The following is a 17,869-nucleotide window of genomic DNA, read 5'->3' as shown; positions in this document are numbered from 1 at the left end:
AAGGTTCCCGGCAGGTCAGTCGAGTAGCATGGTGACCCGCCATGTTAAGGAACCTATCTACACAGCGCTATCCGCAATTATGGGGATACCCTGCGCCAATGGCTGTCCGCTCAGGCCCCGAACAACGCCGAGCGCAGCGGCTTCAGGAAGCCCGACTTCTCCGGGCTGGCCTGCTGGCTGCGCCGGCCATCAAACTCCAGATACCCGTCTTCAATGGGCTCAAAGCGCAGAATTTTCACATCCTTCAGATAATTCTGGGACGCCTTCCAGGGCCCGTGAGTGCCCTGGCGCGGCAGGCGATCTTCGGCACGCTTGATGTAACCGGCGTCCAGCGAACCCAGAATGGTGTCGTTACCCAGGCTGTTTTCCGTGTCTCGCGGCACCACCACCTGATAACCCTTGCGATCCATATGGTTGATCAGCCGGCACAGGTATTCGCTGGCAATATCGGCCTTGAGGGTCCAGGAGATGTTGGTGTACCCGAAGATCATGGCGGCGTTGGGCATGCCTTCCACCATCACGTTCTTGTAGATCACCTTTTCCTTCAAGACTACGCCCTGGCCATCCACCGTGGGCTGGATACCACCCAGCATCTGAATATCCAGGCCGGTGGCCGGAATGATGATATCTGCTTCGAGCTCTTCACCGGATTTGAGGCGAATGCCGGTGTCGGTGAAACGTTCAATATGGTCGGTTTTGATCGAGGCGGTACCCGCCTTGATGGCATCAAACAGGTCGCCGTCTTTAACCACACACAGGCGCTGATCCCAAGGGTTGTAGTCGGGGGTAAAGTGGCGCATATCCGCCTTGCCCTTCAACTGGCGTTTGATCACCGACAGGAACAGCCGGCGCATGGCCTTCGGGCTCTTGCGGGAACGCTCGTAGAGCAGGCGCGAAATCGAGATATTCCGGGCACGGGTCAGCCGATAGGCGGCTTTCTCCGGCAGTACCTTCTGCAGCGCCAGGGTAACCTTATCGGTCGACGGCAAAGGCATCAGATAGGTGGGCGAGCGCTGCAACATGGTCACATGGGCGGCTTTTTCCGCCATGGTGGGGACCAGGGTAATCGCCGTCGCCCCACTGCCAATCACCACCACTTTCTTTCCGGAGTAATCCAGGTTCTCCGGCCAGTGCTGTGGGTGCACCACCTGGCCCTTGAAGTCCTGCTCGCCGGGGAAATCAGGCTTGTAGCCCTGATCGTAGTTGTAGTAACCGGTGCAGCCCACCAGGAAGCTGGCGGTGTAGGTCTCCGCTTCGCCGGTTTTTTCGTTCACCGCCGTCAGATTCCAGCACTTTTCTTCACTGGACCAATCGGCGGTTTTCACCGCCACGCCGTAACGGATGTTTCTTTCCACATCGTTTTCCCGGGCGGTGTCTGCCACATACTGTTTGATAGACGCACCATCCGCCAGCACCTTGCCACCGGTCCAGGGCCGGAAGTTGTAGCCAAAGGTGAACATGTCGGAATCGGAGCGAATGCCGGGGTAACGGAACAGGTCCCAGGTACCACCCAGAGACTGTCTGCGCTCCAGAATGGCGAAGCGTTTGCCGGGACATTCCCGTTTCAGATGGCAGGCCATGCCAATGCCGGAAACCCCAGCGCCAATGATCAGGACGTCGTAGTGCTGCTTACCCATAACCTGCTCCCTCGGATTCGAATCCGTTTGTTGTTGGTCACGTCAGTGCGATCACGATAGCCCAGCGCAGTGCACCCGGAAATTGGCCATCAAGGTCCGGAATCATGGTTGTTTAAGTCAGTCGTTGTTCAGACATCCTCCCCCAGCTTGAACTTCAGGGTTGAGGGGCCGGAATGAGGTAGGCCGGGAAACAGCCGCTTAAACTGGGTCGAAATCATCCACCGGGGCCCCCAAATGCCATCATCCATAATGATCCTTGGCGGAACGTCGCTCGATACCATCATCCACCTGAACCAACTTCCCGCACCAGTACCCCAGACCATCTGGCCTCGACGGGCATATCGAAGTGTGGGCAGCACCGGCGCCGGCAAAAGCCTGAATCTGGCGGCCCTGGGGCATCGGGTAACCCTGCATACGTTGCTGGGCCGGGATGCAGAAGCAGAGACGATCCGCCAGCAGTTGGCAAAGCCCGGAATACGCTTGCTGTTGGAGACCACCGACACCCCAACGGAACAACACGTCAACCTGATGACCGCCGCCGGCGAGCGCATCTCACTTTTCGTGCAGCCACCAGCAAAGCCAGAAACCGTAGACTGGCGGCCGGTGCAGGAGCGGTTGCCCGAAACTGACCTGGTCGTGGCCAACATCCTTGCTTACGTCAAGCCCGCTCTGGACTGGCTGCGCGGGTACGGTCGGCCGGTTTGGACAGATCTTCACGACTACGATGGTTCGGACTCATACCATCAACCGTTCATTGACGCCGCGGACGTCATCTTCCTGGCCAGTGACAACCTCCCGGACTACCGGCGCACCATGGAGCAGCTGATTCAAGGTGGTAAATCGTTTGTGGTTTGCACCCACGGTTCCGCCGGAGCCACTCTTCTGAGCAGCGACGGAAAATGGCTGGAGCAGGCGGCTATCAGGGTGTCTGAAGTGATTGATACCAACGGTGCCGGCGATGCCTTTTTCAGCGGCTTTCTACACCGTTATCTGCATGGCGGAGACCTGAAAACGTGCCTTCGGGCCGGGGCCATGGCCGGAGCCTTGTGCGTAACCAGCCAGGACCTTGTGAGCAACAAACTGACCCCGGAAGCACTGGCCTGAGCCAGGCTGCGCTCAATCTCAGGGCCTGAAATCCGGGTACTTCTTCTGCAACTGGTACAGCCGGATGATAGTGATGATGTTGGTGACCAGCACCATGCCCTCGGCCAAGATGCCTCCAACCGAACCAATCACAATGTTATTCAGCATCCAGCAGAACGCCGCCAGCCCCAGAACAATACGCAGCGGAATGCCCCGAAGCATGAACATACCGACAGTACCCAAAGTGGCCGCCGCCAGCGGAAACACATCGGTGGCCGACTTCCAGGTTGCCCAGGCTACCAGGAGATTAACCCCCAGCATCGCCAGCATGATCGTCCAGCTGCCCTGATACCTCCTGGCCAGGGCGATGCGCACAATCACCAAAACCGTCAATGCGGCTGCCGTCCAGCTCTCGAAAAAGGCAAACATCAGGGCGAAGGCGACGTTGGCAGAGATCAGTAGCACCATCAGCCGGTCGTCGTTCTTGTTGGCGAAGCCGGCAATGCAGAAGGCCAGCGCCACCAGACCAAACAACTGGCCGAGACTATCGGTAAGACTGAGAGAGGTCATAAATTCCGGCATAGGAATTCCGTGTAGCCCAGAAAAAGGAGGCGGGACCTTATTGGCTGACCAGCTGGTTACTGTTTCCCTGCTGGATAAGCCCAGACGAAAACTGATCCATTAATTGTTCAGCGCTGAAGTCCTGTTTTCTGAGTTGAGTATTGAACACACGACTGTATTGCCGGAAATCGAGGGCTTTCCAGTTTTCCGGCGCAAGAATTCGCTCAACCAGATGCACATTGTCGACTGTTGCCGCCTCAAACTGGTAGCGCAAGGCCGCAGATCGCCGGCTTTCGGCAAAGTCGTAACCGTGGTGGTAATCGTGAACCAGCAACAGGGCGAGGCCTCCCCCCATAAAATGGCGACCAAGACTAACCGTCAGATCGCCCCGACGAATGGCCTCTAACGCCCCGGGCTCCCAGTCCACACCGCCAACAATCACATCCTCACCGGGCGTCCGGCCAGCGTTTCTGGCGGCTTCAATGGCGCCAAGCGCCATCCCATCACTGGCATTCCAGATCGCGGTGGTTTGCGGGTAGCGCCGGAACAACACCGACATTTTTTCGCTGGCCTGCTGCTCACTCCACTCAGCGAGCACCAACTGCAAGAGCTGGCCATTACCGATACTGGTGGCGTTCAGCAGCCCCTGATTACGATCCCTGGCGGCCGAAGAATCCTGCGTCCCGGTCAACGCCACCATCGGCACCGGCTCCCCGGCCTCAACCAAACCACGTTTCACCGCTCGACGTTCCAACAGTTTGGCCAAGGTTCGGCCGGCCTCTACATTGTCAGGCACCACATGGCCAATCCAGCTGTCCAGCGTCTCCCTGGGCATACCCACCGCAACCCTTGTTGCCTCGGGCACATCGGTATTGAACGAGAAGACTTTCACACCCTGCCCGTGGGCCTGCTCCAGTATCTGAGTGGTTACCAGCTCTTTGCACATGATGATCAGGTAATCCGGCTTCTCCTCAGCGGTGATGATTTGCTGAGCCATGCGCAAGTAGCTGAACCGGTGCCTGTCAGTATCAAACTGAACCTCAAGGTCAACATCCAGATCAATCGCCACCTGCTCCATAAACCCCGCCACCATTTGCCAGAAACGCGAATCGTCTGGTGACAGGAACGCCACACTTGGCCGTGTGCCGGCATCGGCAACCCGCATAAAAGAGCAAACAATGAGACTGATCAGCAGGACTGCGCGTAGTGCCATGTAATTCCCTAACCATTGGCGTTTCTGGTCGTTCAGTATAACGAACATTCCAACATACGAGCCCCAGAGAACACCAACTCGGTCACAACCGGTACGGAAGGTCAGCCGAATTGGCGGATAAAGTCATTGCCCATAGCTTGCTAACCGAGAGATCATCGGTCAATCATGCGCCAATGCCGGAAGATCACCATGAAAAACTACCTCAAGCCCACCGAGTTCTTCGATTACGACAAGCCGGAAGTCAAAGCCTGGATTGACCAGCAACTTGAGGGCGTGCCCAATGAACCGGTAGAGCAGGTCAAGGCGTTGTACCTGGCGGTGCGCGACAGCGTCCAGTACAACCCTTATGTATTCCAGACCGACCCAAACACCCTGTCTGCCAGCTACGCGCTGGAATCCCGCGAGAGCTACTGCATTCCCAAAGCGGTGCTGCTCGGCGCCGCTGCACGCTATATCGGCATTCCCAGCCGGCTGGGCCTGGCCGATGTGCGCAATCACCTCTCCAGCCCCAAGCTCATCGAGTGGCTGCGCTCCGATATTTTCCGGATGCATGGCTTTATCGAGCTGTACCTGAACGGCCAATGGGTTAAGGCCACACCCGCCTTTAACAAGCAGCTTTGCGCGCTAATGAAGGTGGAGCCGCTGGAGTTTGATGGCGTGAACGATTCGGTGTTCCAGGAGTTCACCGAAGACGGCGAGGCCCATATGGAATACATCAACGACCACGGCGTGTTCGATGACGTGCCCTTTGACTTTATCGTTGACGGGGTGCGTGCCGCCTACGGGCACCTGTTTGAAACCGATGGCCAGCCGGCGGAAGTGACCGGTAGCCTGGAGCAAGACGTCACCAGCAACCCATAAAAAAACCGGCCACCCACTTCCCGTGGGCGCCGGCTACAGGGGTCAGCCTGAATTCAGGCTTGTGTGAACAACTTACTCGGCGGAGTTGCGAATCAGGAAATCGAAGGCACTCAAGGCGGCTTTGGAACCTTCACCCATCGAAATCACGATCTGCTTGTACGGCACCGTGGTGGCATCGCCAGCGGCGAACACACCCGGAATCGAGGTCTCGTTGCGATCATTTACGATGATCTCACCGTGCTGGCTCAGCTCAATATCACCTTTCAGCCACTCGGTGTTCGGCACAAGGCCGATCTGAACAAACACACCTTCCAGCTCAACGTGGTGCGCTTCACCGGTGGTGCGGTCGGTGTAGTTCAGGCCACTGACCTTACCGTCTTTGCCGACCACTTCGGTGGTCTGCCCGGAGGTAATGATCTTCACGTTATTCAGGCTGCGCAGTTTCTTCTGCAGCACTTCGTCGGCACGCATTTGCTCACCGAACTCAATCAGGGTTACGTGGCCAACAATACCGGCCAGGTCGATTGCCGCTTCCACGCCGGAGTTACCACCACCGATCACCGCCACGCGCTTGCCTTTGAACAGCGGGCCATCGCAGTGCGGGCAGTAGGCCACGCCCTTGTTGCGGTACTCTTCCTCACCCGGCACGCCCATCTGGCGCCAGCGGGCACCGGTAGACAGAATTACCGTACGGGCTTTCAGGGAACCGCCGTTCGCCAGCTTCACTTCATGCAGGCCACCGGTCTGCGCCGCCGGAATCAGCTTCTCGGCGCGCTGCATGTTCATGATGTCGACTTCGTATTCGTTAACGTGCTGTTCCATGGCCGCCACCAGCTTCGGGCCTTCGGTGTAAGGCACGGAGATCAGGTTTTCGATACCCATGGTGTCAGCTACCTGGCCACCAAAGCGCTCGGCCGCAATACCGGTTGAAATCCCCTTACGGGCGGCGTAGATGGCCGCTGCAGAACCCGCCGGGCCACCGCCGATCACCAGCACCTCAAAGGCGTCTTTCTGGTTGATCTTCTTGGCTTCTTTCTCCGCCGAGTTGGTGTCCAGCTTGGCCACAACCTCTTCCAGCGTCATCCGGCCCTGGCCCCAGGGCTGGCCATTCAGGTACACGCTCGGCACCGCCATCACTTCACGCTGCTCGACTTCGTCCTGGAACAGGGCGCCGTCGATGGAGGTGTGCTTGATGTTCGGGTTCAGCACACTCATCAGGTTAAAAGCCTGCACCACGTCCGGGCAGTTCTGGCAGGACAGGGAGAAATAGGTTTCAAACTCGAACTCACCGTCCAGTTCCTGGATTTGCTGAATCACTTCCTGGGAAGCTTTGGACGGGTGGCCGCCCACCTGCAACAGCGCCAGTACCAGGGAGGTAAACTCGTGGCCCATGGGAATACCGGCGAAACGAACGCCAATGTCAGTGCCCACACGGTTGATGGCAAACGACGGACGACGCACATCGGCGGAGTCTTCGGTCCGCAGGCTGATCTTTTCGGACATCGGCTCGATTTCTTCCAGCAGCTGCTTCAGCTCCTGGGATTTCTTGCTGTCGTCATAGGCTGCTACCAGCTCGATCGGCTGTTGCAGCTTTTCCATGTAGGCCTTCAACTGTCCTTTGATATTGGCGTCCAACATGTTTGGTATTCCCCTTTATGTCGTGAAACTAACTGTCTGAATTCAAAAATGAATCGTTATCTGAAGTTGCAGGTACGATAAGGGCAAGCCGGGGCCTTCTCAAATTGATTGACCCAACCCATCTGATAGCTCAGACCTATACGATTCCATAAAGTCGATTGATAGATACAAAAAAGGCCCGCTGTGCGGGCCTTCTTGCAAGTTTCACCCGTGCAGGGAAACTTAGATCTTGCCAACCAGGTCCAGAGACGGAGCCAGGGTTTCTTCGCCTTCTTTCCACTTGGCCGGGCAAACTTCGCCAGGATGGTTGCGAACGTACTGAGCAGCCTTCACCTTGCGCAGCAGATCGTCTGCGTCACGGCCGATGCCTTCAGCAGTGATTTCCATCGCCTGGATAACGCCATCCGGATCGATCAGGAAAGTAGCACGGTCTGCCAGGCCCTGGCCTTCACGCATCACACCGAAGTTGTTGGTGATGGTGCCAGTCTGGTCGCCTACCATGTAGTAGTTGATCTTGCCGATGGTGTCGGAAGTATCGTGCCACGCTTTGTGGGTGAAGTGAGTGTCGGTAGACACGGAGAACACTTCAACGCCCAGCTTCTGCAGCTCTTCGTACTTGTCAGCGACATCGCCCAGTTCGGTCGGGCAAACGAAGGTGAAGTCGGCCGGGTAGAAGAAGAAAATGGCCCACTTGCCTTTCACGTCTGCTTCAGAGATTTCAACAAACTCGCCCTGCTTGAATGCGGTGGCGTTGAACGGTTTGATTTCGCTGTTAATGATACCCATCTCAGAATAACTCCTGTTGGTTCATTTGGGTTTAGGCTTGAAAACGGTGCACAAGATACGGCTTTGGCCCACTGGGTGAAAATTGATTATTTCCAAACCCGGGATAGGCTTAACCTATCTATGGGGCCTTATCCCGCAAGTTCAATCTTTCGGAAATCCAGAATATTTTCTTTTGGTGACGATTTGATGGCCGCCACCTCGGCCCGCTTCTTCGCCAGAATGTAGGCAAAACAGGCGAAGTAAAGGCCAATCACCAACGCTCCAACCCATTGAATACGCAGAAAATCCAGCTGGAACAGCATGGTCAGAAGCACCATAACGCCAAAATTCACGATCACGTAGTTCATTCGGCCCATGCGCCGGGCGGTCAGGTTCAGGTTATCGGTGTACAGACGAATCAGCGAATCCAGTGAGTTCACCACCATCAGAACCCCCACCGAAATCATGGCCAGGTTGGTCATCGCCGCAATCTTCAGACCCTCAGCGTGGTAGTGGAACAGCACCGAGAACCACACACCGATGGCGATGGACGGCACCACCAGCATGGCGATCAGCAACTGCCAGGTTTTGATGCCACTGACAAAACGGGCGGTGAACTGGCCGATCATGATGCTCCAGGAGAACCACCAGAACAGGTAGAACTCATGGTAGTCGTTGATCGGCAGGGCAAATCGGTGAATGTTGGTAAAGTATTCCCCAAGCATGCCTGCGGTACCGAAGAAATCCGCCGGTGAGCCCTTGCCCAGGGCAAAGGCCCGCAGCCACATACCGGCAATCAGGGCAATAAACAACACGCTGGAGCCGATGCTCAGGATACGCACGTATTTGATCTTGGAGCTGGAGTACACCGCCAGAGCAATGGCCGCAAATACGATCACATAGAACGCCGGCATCACGGTTTCACCGTCGCCCAACTGGGGCAGATACCAGGGCAGGTTCACCAGCAACAGGTACGCCGTGAAGGCGCAGGTACCGATGATCACCACGTTATTGATGATTTTCACCACCGGGATTTCAAAAAACTTCACCCTCGGCTCGATGATGGCAAAGTAAAAACACGTCAGGAAGTAGAACCCCCAGATCAGAAAGGCCCAGAAGCCAAACTCAATGGCCAGGGGGTTGGCGAACCCGTATTCCGGGCTGGCAGAAAGATCGGCATAGCTGCCGAACTCGGTCAGCGGGAACATGATCAGCCCCACATCCAGGCCCGAGGTGAACAGAATGGCAATGAACGTCAGGGTGCGAACCGGTGTGACACCGATGCACTGTACGTCCCACCATTTGTACAGAATCAGGGCAATGGCAGCGAAGGTGAAGATCAGGCCTGTGGATAACCAGAGTGTCATGCGCAGAGCCTCCGGTTGGTTGTTTTCAGTTTAATGCACAGCATGGGTGTTCCTCCTCTACTTTTTAAGCGCTGCTTAATTCGAATCGGACACAAACCCCCGCGTTTTCTTCTCGTTACGGGCCAGGACTTGCCTATCTGACGCCCAGGAAACGGCCAGCACAGCCGTCGCGTTGATAGGGAAATCCTGATGGTTTGCTAACCCCGGAGGCCTTGCGCCCCCGGGGCCGGGGCTTCGGGCGCTAAATCAGCACCCGTTTTGCTTGCCCCGGTCGTTGGTGTGCCTGCCACTGGTCATCCATTTGGACCGGCACATCCTCAGGTTGCAGGGGCTCCCTGCCCCGGATCAGGTCGGCTGCCCGCTCGGCCACCATGATGGTGGGGGCGTTCAGGTTGCCGTTGGGTATGGTCGGGAAGATGGACGAATCCACCACCCGCAGGTTCTTGATGCCGTGTACCCGGGTGTCTGGCCCGACTACCGCCATTGCGTCGGTACCCATCTTGCAGGAACAGGACGGATGGTAGGCACTCTCCACCGCCTGGCGCACAAAGGCATCGATTTCGTCATCGCTCTGCACAGCCACGCCGGGCTGGATTTCCGCACCGCGGTACTGGTCCATGGCGGGCTGGTTGATGATCTCGCGGGTCAGGCGCACGCAATCCCGGAAACCTTCCCGGTCGGCTTCGTGCTCCAGATAATTAAAGCGAATGGCCGGTGCCTGTCTTGGATCGGCGGATTGAATCCGCACATGGCCCCGGCTTTTCGGCTTGTTGTGGCCGATGTGCAGCTGGAAGCCATCGCCATCAAAGGCTTCTTTGCCGTCATAGCGCATGGCCGCCGGCAGAAAGTGGTATTGCAGGTCTGGCCACTCAACACCCGCCTTGGAGCGGATAAAACCGCAGGACTCGAAGTGGTTGGTGGCGCCCAGCCCGTCTTTGCGCAGAATCCAGCGCACGCCGATCTTGAGCTTGTTCCACCAGTCCAGCTTGCCGTTGAGCGACACCGGCTGTTTGCAGCGGAACTGGAAGTAGAATTCCAGGTGGTCCTGCAGGTTCTCACCCACGCCGGGCAGCTCGTGCTTGACCTCAATACCGGCCTGTTCCAGCACCGCTCGCTTGCCGATGCCGGACAACTGCAGCAAATGGGGTGAGCCAATGGAACCGGCAGACAGAATCACTTCCTCGGCGGCATTGGCCTCGTGCATCTTGCCGCCCTGCTCATAACGCACACCGGTGGCGGTTTTGCCATCCGCGCCACCAAGCAGCACCTTGTGCACTAGGGCGTGGGTCACCACCGTCAGGTTCGGTCGCGCCATGGCCGGGCGCAGGTAGGCGTTGGCCGTGGACCAGCGACGACCGTTCTTCACGGTCATGTGCATGGCACCGAAGCCTTCCTGCTGGGCGCCGTTGTAATCGGCCGTTTCCAGGTAGCCGGCATCCACACCCGCCTTGATGAACGCCTTGTACAGCGGGTTACGCATGTTGTTGCCGTTGTTGACGCCCAGCGGGCCGGTGTCGCCCCGGTAGTCATCACCGCCAAAGGCCCAGGTCTCCGCCTTTTTGAAATACGGCAGTACGTTCTGGTAATGCCAGCCCGTGGCGCCCTCGGAATCCCATTCGTCGAAATCCCGGGCGTGGCCACGAACATAGACCATGCCGTTGATGGACGAGGAGCCGCCCAGCACCTTGCCCCGGGGACAGTGCATGCGGCGGTTGTCCAGGTACGGTTCTGGCTCGGTCTCGAACTGCCAGGCGTACTTCTTGGTGTTCATGGGGATGGACAGGGCGGTGGGCATCTGGATAAAGATGCTCTTGTCGCTGCCGCCGGTCTCCAGCAGCAGCACCTTGTGGCGGGCGTCTTCGGTGAGGCGGTTGGCCAGCACACAGCCGGCCGAGCCCGCGCCCACAATGATGTAGTCGTATCGGTTTTCTGTCATACGCGTTCTCCTCTGTGGCCGGCGGGATTAAAACGGGGCGTCCAGATCCTGCATTCCGATATAAACGGATTTGATCTGGGTATAGTGCGCAATGGTCTCGCGCCCGTTTTCCCGGCCAATACCGGAGAGTTTGTAACCGCCCACCGGCATTTCCGCCGGCGAGGCGCCGTAGCTGTTGATCCAGCAAATACCGGCCTGGATCTGGTGAATCACCCGGTGCGCGCGGCGGATGTCATTGGTGAACACCCCGGCGGCCAGACCGGTATCGGTACTGTTGGCCCGGGCAATCACCTCGTCCTCATCGCGGAAGGTGAGCACGGACATCACCGGCCCGAAGATTTCCTCCTTCACGATGGTCATGTCGTCGGTGCAGTCGGTGAAAATAGTGGGCTCGACAAAATACCCCCCTTTCGAGTCTTCCGGCTCGAACGCCCGGCCGCCGTGGCTCAGGGTGGCACCTTCGGCAATGCCCTTGCTGATGTAGCCCAAGACCAGCTCCTGGTGCTTTTTGGAGATCAATGCGCCGAAGTTGGTGGCCGGGTTCATCGGATCACCGGCTTTGATGTTCTTGCGGGTGCGTTCCAGCAGCCTTTCAATAAAGCGCGGGTAGATGTCTTCGTGTACAAACACCCGGGTGCCGTTGGTGCAGATTTCGCCCTGGGTGTAGAAGTTGCCCACCATGGCCGCAGAGATGGCGTTCTCCAGATCCGCATCGTCAAAGATGATCAGTGGGGATTTGCCACCCAGCTCCATGGTCACGTCTTTCAAAGACGACGCGGCCGCAGCCATCACCTTCTTGCCGGTGGCCACTTCGCCGGTGAACGACACCTTGGCAATCTCCGGGTGATGGGTCAGCCACTGGCCAACCTCGGCGGCGCCCTGCACCACGTTGAACACGCCCGCCGGCACGCCGGCCTCGATGAAGATTTCCGCCAGCTTCACCGCACCCATGGGGGTCTCTTCCGACGGCTTGAAGATCATGGCGTTGCCACAGGCCAGCGCCGGGGCGGACTTCCAGCAGGCGATCTGGATCGGATAATTCCAGGCGCCGATGCCAGCGCAGATACCCAGCGGCTCCCGGCGGGTGTAGTAGAAGTCACCGCCCAAATCCTGCTGGTTGCCCTCGATGGAGGGTGCCAGGCCGGCAAAAAACTCGATGGCATCAGCACCGGTCACCACATCCACGGCTTCGGCTTCCTGCCAGGGTTTGCCGGTGTCACGTACTTCCACCGCCGCCAGTTCGTCATTACGTTCTCTGAGCAGCGCCACCGCTTTGAGCAGAATCCGGCTGCGCTCAATGGCCGGAGTGGCCGCCCACTGGGCAAACCCGGCGCGGGCGCTTTCGATGGCGGCCTGCTGTATGGCTTCATCCGCCACTTCCACCTGGTAAATCACCTGGCCGGTGGCCGGATTCACCACCGGGAAGGTCTCACCGGAACGGTTGGCCAGAAAACGGCCGTGGACAAAGTTCTGAACAACAGGAGCAGATGCAGACATAAGCGGTTGGTAACCTCGATTCAGTGTCTTCAGGCCTTGTGGGCCATGGCATTCGTGTTGGCTCAGGCGCTTGCCCGGGCCAGTGTCGCGTGAACAAACTGCTTGCAAAGCCGCTCACCGGCTTCAAAGCTTTCGGCCGGGTCCAGGCTCAGGGCGCTGCGCAACCAGAAGCCGTCAATCATCGCTGCGGTTTGTCGGGCCGCTTCCGTGGCCTGCTCTGGTGGCAACACCTGGGCAAACGAGTAGCGCAGATTGCTATACAGCCGGGCGTTGTTGATCTGCTGCAGCCGCTTCAGCCCCGGCTCGTGCATGGAACGGGCCCAGAAGCTGAGCCAGGTTTTCGCCGCCAGCGCCGAGCGCTGGAACTCGGAAAAGTTGGACTCAATGATGCAATCCAGCCGCTGGGCCGGGGAGCGATCGGTTTTCGCCATGCGCTCCCGCAGCTCCTTGCCGAGCTGGTCCAGCAAATACCGCAAGGCCGCTTCGATCAGCCCCTGCTTGCCCCCGAAGTAATGGCTGATAATCCCGGACGACATGCCTGCCCGCTTGCTGATACTGACAATGGTGGTGTTCTGCATCCCCAGCTCGGCGATGGACTCCATGGTGGCGTCGATCAACTGTTGGCGACGGGTGTCTTTGATTCCGACTTTTGGCATGGCAGGTGAGCGCTTTCCCGTATTTTTTCGTTAATTGAACGTTCAATTAATAAAAAGGTTACAGAAATGTGAGGAAGGATTCAAATATTCCAATCCCGGCTACTGCTTCAGGCGGTAATCCGGGTCGGTCCAGCACTTGGGCAATGCCTCGCCCGAAGCGAATACCAGGTCACTTTTCTCATAGAATTCCGGATCCTGGGCTTCCTCCCCGTAGTGCATACTGCCCTTGATCCGGCTTTTATGAGGGTTGAACAACGCCTGGGTATCCAGCACTTCAATCAAGTGCCCGGTGGATCTCTCTGCCACAAACATAACGGCCTCCTTTGTCCTACCAAAAGCTTAGACCATTGGCAGAGCTCAGGGGCTGTCCCACCCATCTTGCAGCAGCTGTTGCTCATCTTGCGGGCTCAGTGCGGGGCCAACCATCAGTTGATCCAGGGTATCGTCCATGGCCTGACCACCACTGGCTGTCTGGTAGGTTTGGCCGGGCTGGTGCGGTTCAACCTCGGCGTGGGCCACGGCCTGCCAGGTGCCGCTAGCATCCCGGCAAGCAACGTTTTCAGAAGAGGCCGCCGGTTGATCAACTCGGAACTGACGGCACCAGTCGCCAGCCTGGCTCCGGAAGGTCAGTCTCGGCATGACGGTGGTATCGGAACCAACCTCATAGGCCTGGCCGCTGGGCTTCTGTTCCAGGGCCTGGGCGATGGACGGCCAAGCGGGATCGTCCACCGCCGGTGAACCCAGCCACTGAGTCATGGCGAAGCCGGCCACCACGGCGGCAGCTACCGCTTTACCGGAATGTTCCTTCAGCCGGCGCCACCAGGGAAAGGCCACCACGTTGTCCGGGCGGTTCTCGGGGGCGGCCTGCGCCAGCAATTGCGTTACCCCATCCGGCATGGGCTGTTTATCAATGGCCCCGTAATGCCGCTGCAACTCGGCATCCACCGAGGCCAGTTCCGCCAGCCGGTCCGCCAGGGCCGGGTCCAGGGCGATCTGATCGCGCACCGCGTTCATTTCCGGCTCGCTCAGTTCGTTATCGAGAAACGCGGACAGTACTTCGTCTGTGATGTTCATGATTCAGTCCTCATACCCGCCGCCGGCGCCAATGCCTCACTTAATGCGGCTCTTGCTCGAGCCAGGCGGCTCATTACGGTGCCCTTGGGGACTTCCAGAATATCGGCCACTACTTTGTAGGGCAGGCCCTGAATGGCCACCAGTGAGATAATCTGGCGCTGGTCCTGGGGCAGCTCCGCCATGGCCGCATCCACCCTGCTCCATTCGATCTGCTGGGTGGTGTGGTGCTCGCCGTTGATGACCTGGCCGTCCGACAACTCCGGCTTTTCGGCCGCTTTCCGGCGAACCTTTCTGGCCCGGCATTCGTCTATCCACACATTACGGCACACCCGGAACGCCCATTTGGTCAGGTCTGCATCATCCGGCCGGTCCCGTGCCAGCAACCGCTCCACCGTGCTCTGTAGCAGGTCGTCGGCATCCGGCATCGAGCCGGTCAGCGAATAGGCAAATCGCCGCAGCCCGGGTAACAGTTCTGTCAATTCCTGTTGCATGGCATTGTCTTTTCGTGAGTGTTATCAGTAGAACGGCTCAGGCCGAACGTTATTCCCGGCCCGAGGGAATTTTTTTCGCCCCCGGCCGTTAAATAACAAGAAAGCCCTACACCCTTTGCTCAACCGGAAAGCGTTTATGAAACTCGAGTCCACCCTTGGCCTGATCAGCGTGCTTACCCTGTGCTCGGTGTCTACCATGGCGCTTGCCATTGGCAGCCAGGCACTGGATCGGCAACTGGACTCTGTGTCCCGCCATGTGGAGCAGAAAACCGAGAAGGCCATCGAACGCTCCCTGGACCGAAGGCTGGACGCCGTGGAACAACGCGTTGAAGCCCGAATCGAACAGGCCAGGGGCCAGTTGCCCCGATTACCGCGCTCCCTCCCTATTCACACGCAGCAAGGCGGCAAAGCGTTCAATGATGTGATGCTGGATGACGGCTTCCGGGCCGTGGAGCGCCAGTGGCTGGCCACCGGCACCGCCGCTGAAGTCGCCGAACTGGACCGCCCTGGCATCACCATTCTGGAGCGCCGTGAACTGACCGGCCTGGGCATGATTCTGGTACGGTTTCGGGTAGCCCCGGCGCTGGATTCCCTGGAGGCCCTGCAAGCTGAGCTACCGGGGCTGGCAGATCAACTGGACCGGAACCACATCTATTCGCCGCAAAGTGACAACGCCCCTGAAAGCAGCGACGTGGCCCAACCCCAGTGGCAAAGCCTGTGCTCCGCGCCAGTGCGGGTAGGCATGGTGGACACCGCCATTGCGCTGGACCACCCGGTATTTGAAGGTGCACAGATTGTTCAGGAACGTTTTCTGAAACTGGCAGAGGCAAAGGGCGAACTTGCCGCGCCTACTGCCCACGGTACGGCAGTCGCCAGCCTGATGATCGGCCGCCGGGCACCGCAGTGGCCGGCCCGCTTACCCGGGGCCACGCTGTTTAATGCCTCGGTGTTCTACGGGCGGGATCTGGCGCTGTCCGGGGCGACGCTGGGGCATTTGCTGGATGGCCTGAGCTGGCTGGCGGCTCAGGAGGTTTCAGTGATCAATATCAGCCTGACCGGGCCAGACAACCGGCTGCTGAAAACAGCCATCGAACGCCTGGATGAGCGGGGAATCGGTTTAGTTGCCGCTGTCGGTAACGAAGGGCCGGCTGCGCCTCCGCTGTACCCGGCCGCTTATGGGCCGGTCATCGGTGTCACGGCGGTGAATGCCTCTGGTGAACTATACCGCTGGGCCAATCAGGGCGAGCAGGTGCTCTTTGCCGCCCCCGGTGTTGCTGTGCCGGTCGCCAAACCCGAGGGTGGCATGGCGCTGGACAGCGGCACCTCTCTGGCCGCTCCGGTGGTGACCTCTGCACTGGCCTGCGAGCTCAACCGGGTTGATTTGTCCGGGGCCATACAAGCATTGAAGAGCAATGCCCGGGATCTCGGCGAACCGGGCCGCGATACCCGGTTCGGCCATGGTTTGCTGGATTACTAGAAACCCGCCCGCAGAGACACACCTGCCACAAACCGGTCGTAATCCGCGGAATCGATGGTGGAGGTGTAGTGGCCGTAGGACAGCTTCGGTTCCAGGCTGAACACCTCGTTCAGGCCCAGCCGCCAGCTGGCCTCCACCACCCGCGCCTTGTCCAACCGCTGACTGGTTCGCTCGGCCAGATCCCGGGTCAGAAACTCATTCAACCCCCGGCCGGTCTCCTCCGTGATCACCACCTCATCGTATTCCTGGTCTTCATAACGCCAGCCCAACCGGAAACGGCTGTCCTGGCCACCGACGGTAAACCGGTGCACCAACGCCACCCGCAACCGGAGCAACTGGTTGTCGTAGGCATCCGAGCGGGCATCTTCGTCGTCCAGGTCAACCCCGAACACCAGGTTGCTGCGGGCCTGATTGAAAAAGAAGAACGCATCAAAACTGCCGCCGCGGATATCGGAATCCCGGGCCGTGCCCTCGTTAAAATCCTTCGATTTGTCCTGCACACTGGCCAGCAGATACACGTTCTCGCCAATCAGACTGCCCAGATACAGGCTGGTACGCCGGAAATCCAGGAACCGCTCGGAATCCAGGGTGGCGTAGGAATAGTGATAGCTGGCGCCCACCGTGACCGGATCAAAATCGTAGCTCAGGTCCGCCGAGAGCAGGTGAATGTCCTGATCAAACCGGTCCAGATTGTGATACCGGCGCCCGGACAGGTCGTATCCCAGGGTCAGGTTCAGCGCTTCGGTGGGTTTCAGAATGCCTTCCAGCCCGGCCCCAAACACCCAGGCTTCGTCGCTCTGGTCAGACGAGGCGTTCAGCTCATCTACCGTCACATTGCTGTCGTGTTCCAGGCCGCCGGCCAGGTAGCCGTTCACTTCGGAATCCGCTTGTACTGCCGGCACCGCAAGCCCCAGCGTTACAAACCAGATCGACATTCGTTGAATGTTACGCATGTCTGCTCCTTGTTCGCTCACAAACAAAGGCCGGGCGCAGGGCCCGGCCATGGTCGGTTGAGTGATTACTGACCACCGTTGCGGACAGAGCCTTGCACAGCACCACGCACAGTGCTTTGTACCTCGCCACGGACCGTGTCAGAAACAGACGTTCCAATCTGCTTGTTGGTTTCAGCGCGAATCTCGGCATTTCGGGCCTCATTCACCCGTTCGCGGGCCTGCTCACGGCGCTGGGCCGCGCTGTCTACGGCGGCTTCGCCCTGAGCCCGGGCCGTGCCGCTGACCCGTTCACCCACTTCAACGCCCATGGTGGCCGCCTGGCTGGCACTTTCACGAGCCTCCGCGCTCACCGTCTCACCGTGGTCGGCGGCTTCGTCACGGGCCGCATCGCCATCAACCTGCGCCTGCGCATTGGCTGAGCCGCTGCCCTGAGCCGACGCACCATCGCGGGCACTGGCCTGGGCGCTCATGTTGGCCTCAGCCTCCACGTTCGCATTGGCGGCACCTTGTTGGGCGAACACGCCGGTGGAAACCAGGGAACAGATTGCGAGTGTCAGTACATGCTTTTTCATGGAAACATCCTCCTGTGTTTTGCCCTTTCGGGTTGCTTTCATCAGGAAGACGGGTGGGCAGCCAATGTATTCCGAAAAAATTCACCAT

At 58.7% G+C, this 17,869-nt stretch carries 17 protein-coding genes; 3 read left to right on the top strand and 14 right to left on the bottom strand.

The genetic code is table 11. The features are described from left to right. Positions 1 to 110: 110 nt before the first annotated feature. Positions 111 to 1,637 carry a flavin-containing monooxygenase gene (locus C7H10_RS00585; RefSeq protein WP_106693252.1) on the bottom strand — a complete coding sequence of 509 codons (1,527 nt, stop codon included), beginning with the start codon at positions 1,635 to 1,637 and terminating at the stop codon, positions 111 to 113. A 234-nt stretch (positions 1,638 to 1,871) separates the two neighbouring features. On the opposite strand from C7H10_RS00585, the gene C7H10_RS00580 reads away from it, so the two are divergent. Next, positions 1,872 to 2,741, top strand: a complete 870-nt coding sequence (locus C7H10_RS00580; RefSeq protein WP_106693251.1) for a carbohydrate kinase family protein — start codon at positions 1,872 to 1,874, stop codon at positions 2,739 to 2,741. Between the two features lie 18 nt (positions 2,742 to 2,759). Here C7H10_RS00580 and C7H10_RS00575 read toward each other — a convergent pair whose 3' ends face one another. Then, positions 2,760 to 3,302 carry a YgjV family protein gene (locus C7H10_RS00575; protein WP_106693250.1) on the bottom strand — a complete coding sequence of 181 codons (543 nt, stop codon included), beginning with the start codon at positions 3,300 to 3,302 and terminating at the stop codon, positions 2,760 to 2,762. A 37-nt stretch (positions 3,303 to 3,339) separates the two neighbouring features. Continuing rightward, positions 3,340 to 4,494: an ABC transporter substrate-binding protein gene (locus tag C7H10_RS00570; protein WP_106693249.1), complete on the bottom strand. Its 1,155-nt coding sequence runs from the start codon at positions 4,492 to 4,494 to the stop codon at positions 3,340 to 3,342. A gap of 189 nt (positions 4,495 to 4,683) precedes the next feature. Between C7H10_RS00570 and C7H10_RS00565 the strand changes: the two genes are divergently transcribed. Beyond that, complete coding sequence (locus tag C7H10_RS00565) at positions 4,684 to 5,355, top strand: transglutaminase-like domain-containing protein (RefSeq protein WP_072675925.1); 672 nt, start codon at positions 4,684 to 4,686, stop codon at positions 5,353 to 5,355. 72 nt (positions 5,356 to 5,427) lie between these two features. Here the strand turns inward: C7H10_RS00565 and ahpF are convergent, their stop codons facing one another. From ahpF to C7H10_RS00520, 9 genes are all read right to left on the bottom strand, one after another. Continuing rightward, on the bottom strand, positions 5,428 to 6,993 hold the full coding sequence (gene ahpF, locus C7H10_RS00560) for an alkyl hydroperoxide reductase subunit F (RefSeq protein ID WP_061332040.1): 1,566 nt from the start codon (positions 6,991 to 6,993) through the stop codon (positions 5,428 to 5,430). A gap of 222 nt (positions 6,994 to 7,215) precedes the next feature. Continuing rightward, positions 7,216 to 7,779: an alkyl hydroperoxide reductase subunit C gene (ahpC, locus tag C7H10_RS00555; protein ID WP_106693248.1), complete on the bottom strand. Its 564-nt coding sequence runs from the start codon at positions 7,777 to 7,779 to the stop codon at positions 7,216 to 7,218. 128 nt (positions 7,780 to 7,907) lie between these two features. After that, positions 7,908 to 9,125, bottom strand: a complete 1,218-nt coding sequence (locus tag C7H10_RS00550; RefSeq protein WP_106693247.1) for a BCCT family transporter — start codon at positions 9,123 to 9,125, stop codon at positions 7,908 to 7,910. A gap of 241 nt (positions 9,126 to 9,366) precedes the next feature. Beyond that, positions 9,367 to 11,061: a choline dehydrogenase gene (betA, locus tag C7H10_RS00545; protein ID WP_106693246.1), complete on the bottom strand. Its 1,695-nt coding sequence runs from the start codon at positions 11,059 to 11,061 to the stop codon at positions 9,367 to 9,369. Positions 11,062 to 11,088: 27 nt separating this feature from the next. Continuing rightward, entirely contained in the window at positions 11,089 to 12,558 is a 1,470-nt protein-coding gene (gene betB, locus C7H10_RS00540; RefSeq protein WP_106693245.1) for a betaine-aldehyde dehydrogenase, read from the bottom strand. Between the two features lie 62 nt (positions 12,559 to 12,620). After that, positions 12,621 to 13,214 carry a transcriptional regulator BetI gene (gene betI, locus C7H10_RS00535; protein WP_106693244.1) on the bottom strand — a complete coding sequence of 198 codons (594 nt, stop codon included), beginning with the start codon at positions 13,212 to 13,214 and terminating at the stop codon, positions 12,621 to 12,623. 99 nt (positions 13,215 to 13,313) lie between these two features. Further along, a complete protein-coding gene (locus C7H10_RS00530; RefSeq protein WP_106693243.1) occupies positions 13,314 to 13,526 on the bottom strand; it encodes an acetyltransferase in 213 nt (70 codons plus the stop codon). A 45-nt stretch (positions 13,527 to 13,571) separates the two neighbouring features. Next, a complete protein-coding gene (locus C7H10_RS00525; RefSeq protein ID WP_106693242.1) occupies positions 13,572 to 14,288 on the bottom strand; it encodes an anti-sigma factor in 717 nt (238 codons plus the stop codon). Further along, the gene (locus C7H10_RS00520; protein WP_106693241.1) at positions 14,285 to 14,779 is read right to left on the bottom strand and encodes an RNA polymerase sigma factor; all 495 of its coding nucleotides are present in this window, start codon (positions 14,777 to 14,779) and stop codon (positions 14,285 to 14,287) included. Before C7H10_RS00520 ends, C7H10_RS00525 begins: the two co-directional genes overlap by 4 nt. 136 nt (positions 14,780 to 14,915) lie before the next feature. On the opposite strand from C7H10_RS00520, the gene C7H10_RS00515 reads away from it, so the two are divergent. After that, positions 14,916 to 16,256, top strand: a complete 1,341-nt coding sequence (locus tag C7H10_RS00515; protein ID WP_106693240.1) for a S8 family serine peptidase — start codon at positions 14,916 to 14,918, stop codon at positions 16,254 to 16,256. Here C7H10_RS00515 and C7H10_RS00510 read toward each other — a convergent pair. Both C7H10_RS00510 and C7H10_RS00505 read right to left on the bottom strand, forming a co-directional pair. After that, positions 16,253 to 17,209, bottom strand: coding sequence for a hypothetical protein (locus tag C7H10_RS00510; protein WP_106693239.1), 957 nt, complete (start codon positions 17,207 to 17,209; stop codon positions 16,253 to 16,255). The genes C7H10_RS00515 and C7H10_RS00510 overlap by 4 nt on opposite strands. Before the next feature lie 65 nt (positions 17,210 to 17,274). Beyond that, the gene (locus C7H10_RS00505) at positions 17,275 to 17,781 is read right to left on the bottom strand and encodes a hypothetical protein (RefSeq protein WP_061332058.1); all 507 of its coding nucleotides are present in this window, start codon (positions 17,779 to 17,781) and stop codon (positions 17,275 to 17,277) included. Between the last annotated feature and the right edge of the window lie 88 nt (positions 17,782 to 17,869).

The sequence above is a fragment of the Marinobacter shengliensis genome (genome assembly GCF_003007715.1).
GTDB lineage: Bacteria > Pseudomonadota > Gammaproteobacteria > Pseudomonadales > Oleiphilaceae > Marinobacter > Marinobacter shengliensis.
Note: the sequence above shows the minus strand (reverse complement) of the source record. Positions and strands in the feature narration are given on the sequence as shown.

Bases quoted from the DNA above. Each gene is read 5' to 3' on its own strand.
- C7H10_RS00585 (WP_106693252.1), bottom strand. From the start codon at position 1,637: ATGGGTAAGCAGCACTACGACGTCCTGATCATTGGCGCTGGGGTTTCC.
- C7H10_RS00580 (WP_106693251.1), top strand. From the start codon at position 1,872: ATGCCATCATCCATAATGATCCTTGGCGGAACGTCGCTCGATACCATC.
- C7H10_RS00575 (WP_106693250.1), bottom strand. From the start codon at position 3,302: ATGCCGGAATTTATGACCTCTCTCAGTCTTACCGATAGTCTCGGCCAG.
- C7H10_RS00570 (WP_106693249.1), bottom strand. From the start codon at position 4,494: ATGGCACTACGCGCAGTCCTGCTGATCAGTCTCATTGTTTGCTCTTTT.
- C7H10_RS00565 (WP_072675925.1), top strand. From the start codon at position 4,684: ATGAAAAACTACCTCAAGCCCACCGAGTTCTTCGATTACGACAAGCCG.
- ahpF (WP_061332040.1), bottom strand. From the start codon at position 6,993: ATGTTGGACGCCAATATCAAAGGACAGTTGAAGGCCTACATGGAAAAG.
- ahpC (WP_106693248.1), bottom strand. From the start codon at position 7,779: ATGGGTATCATTAACAGCGAAATCAAACCGTTCAACGCCACCGCATTC.
- C7H10_RS00550 (WP_106693247.1), bottom strand. From the start codon at position 9,125: ATGACACTCTGGTTATCCACAGGCCTGATCTTCACCTTCGCTGCCATT.
- betA (WP_106693246.1), bottom strand. From the start codon at position 11,061: ATGACAGAAAACCGATACGACTACATCATTGTGGGCGCGGGCTCGGCC.
- betB (WP_106693245.1), bottom strand. From the start codon at position 12,558: ATGTCTGCATCTGCTCCTGTTGTTCAGAACTTTGTCCACGGCCGTTTT.
- betI (WP_106693244.1), bottom strand. From the start codon at position 13,214: ATGCCAAAAGTCGGAATCAAAGACACCCGTCGCCAACAGTTGATCGAC.
- C7H10_RS00530 (WP_106693243.1), bottom strand. From the start codon at position 13,526: ATGTTTGTGGCAGAGAGATCCACCGGGCACTTGATTGAAGTGCTGGAT.
- C7H10_RS00525 (WP_106693242.1), bottom strand. From the start codon at position 14,288: ATGAACATCACAGACGAAGTACTGTCCGCGTTTCTCGATAACGAACTG.
- C7H10_RS00520 (WP_106693241.1), bottom strand. From the start codon at position 14,779: ATGCAACAGGAATTGACAGAACTGTTACCCGGGCTGCGGCGATTTGCC.
- C7H10_RS00515 (WP_106693240.1), top strand. From the start codon at position 14,916: ATGAAACTCGAGTCCACCCTTGGCCTGATCAGCGTGCTTACCCTGTGC.
- C7H10_RS00510 (WP_106693239.1), bottom strand. From the start codon at position 17,209: ATGCGTAACATTCAACGAATGTCGATCTGGTTTGTAACGCTGGGGCTT.
- C7H10_RS00505 (WP_061332058.1), bottom strand. From the start codon at position 17,781: ATGAAAAAGCATGTACTGACACTCGCAATCTGTTCCCTGGTTTCCACC.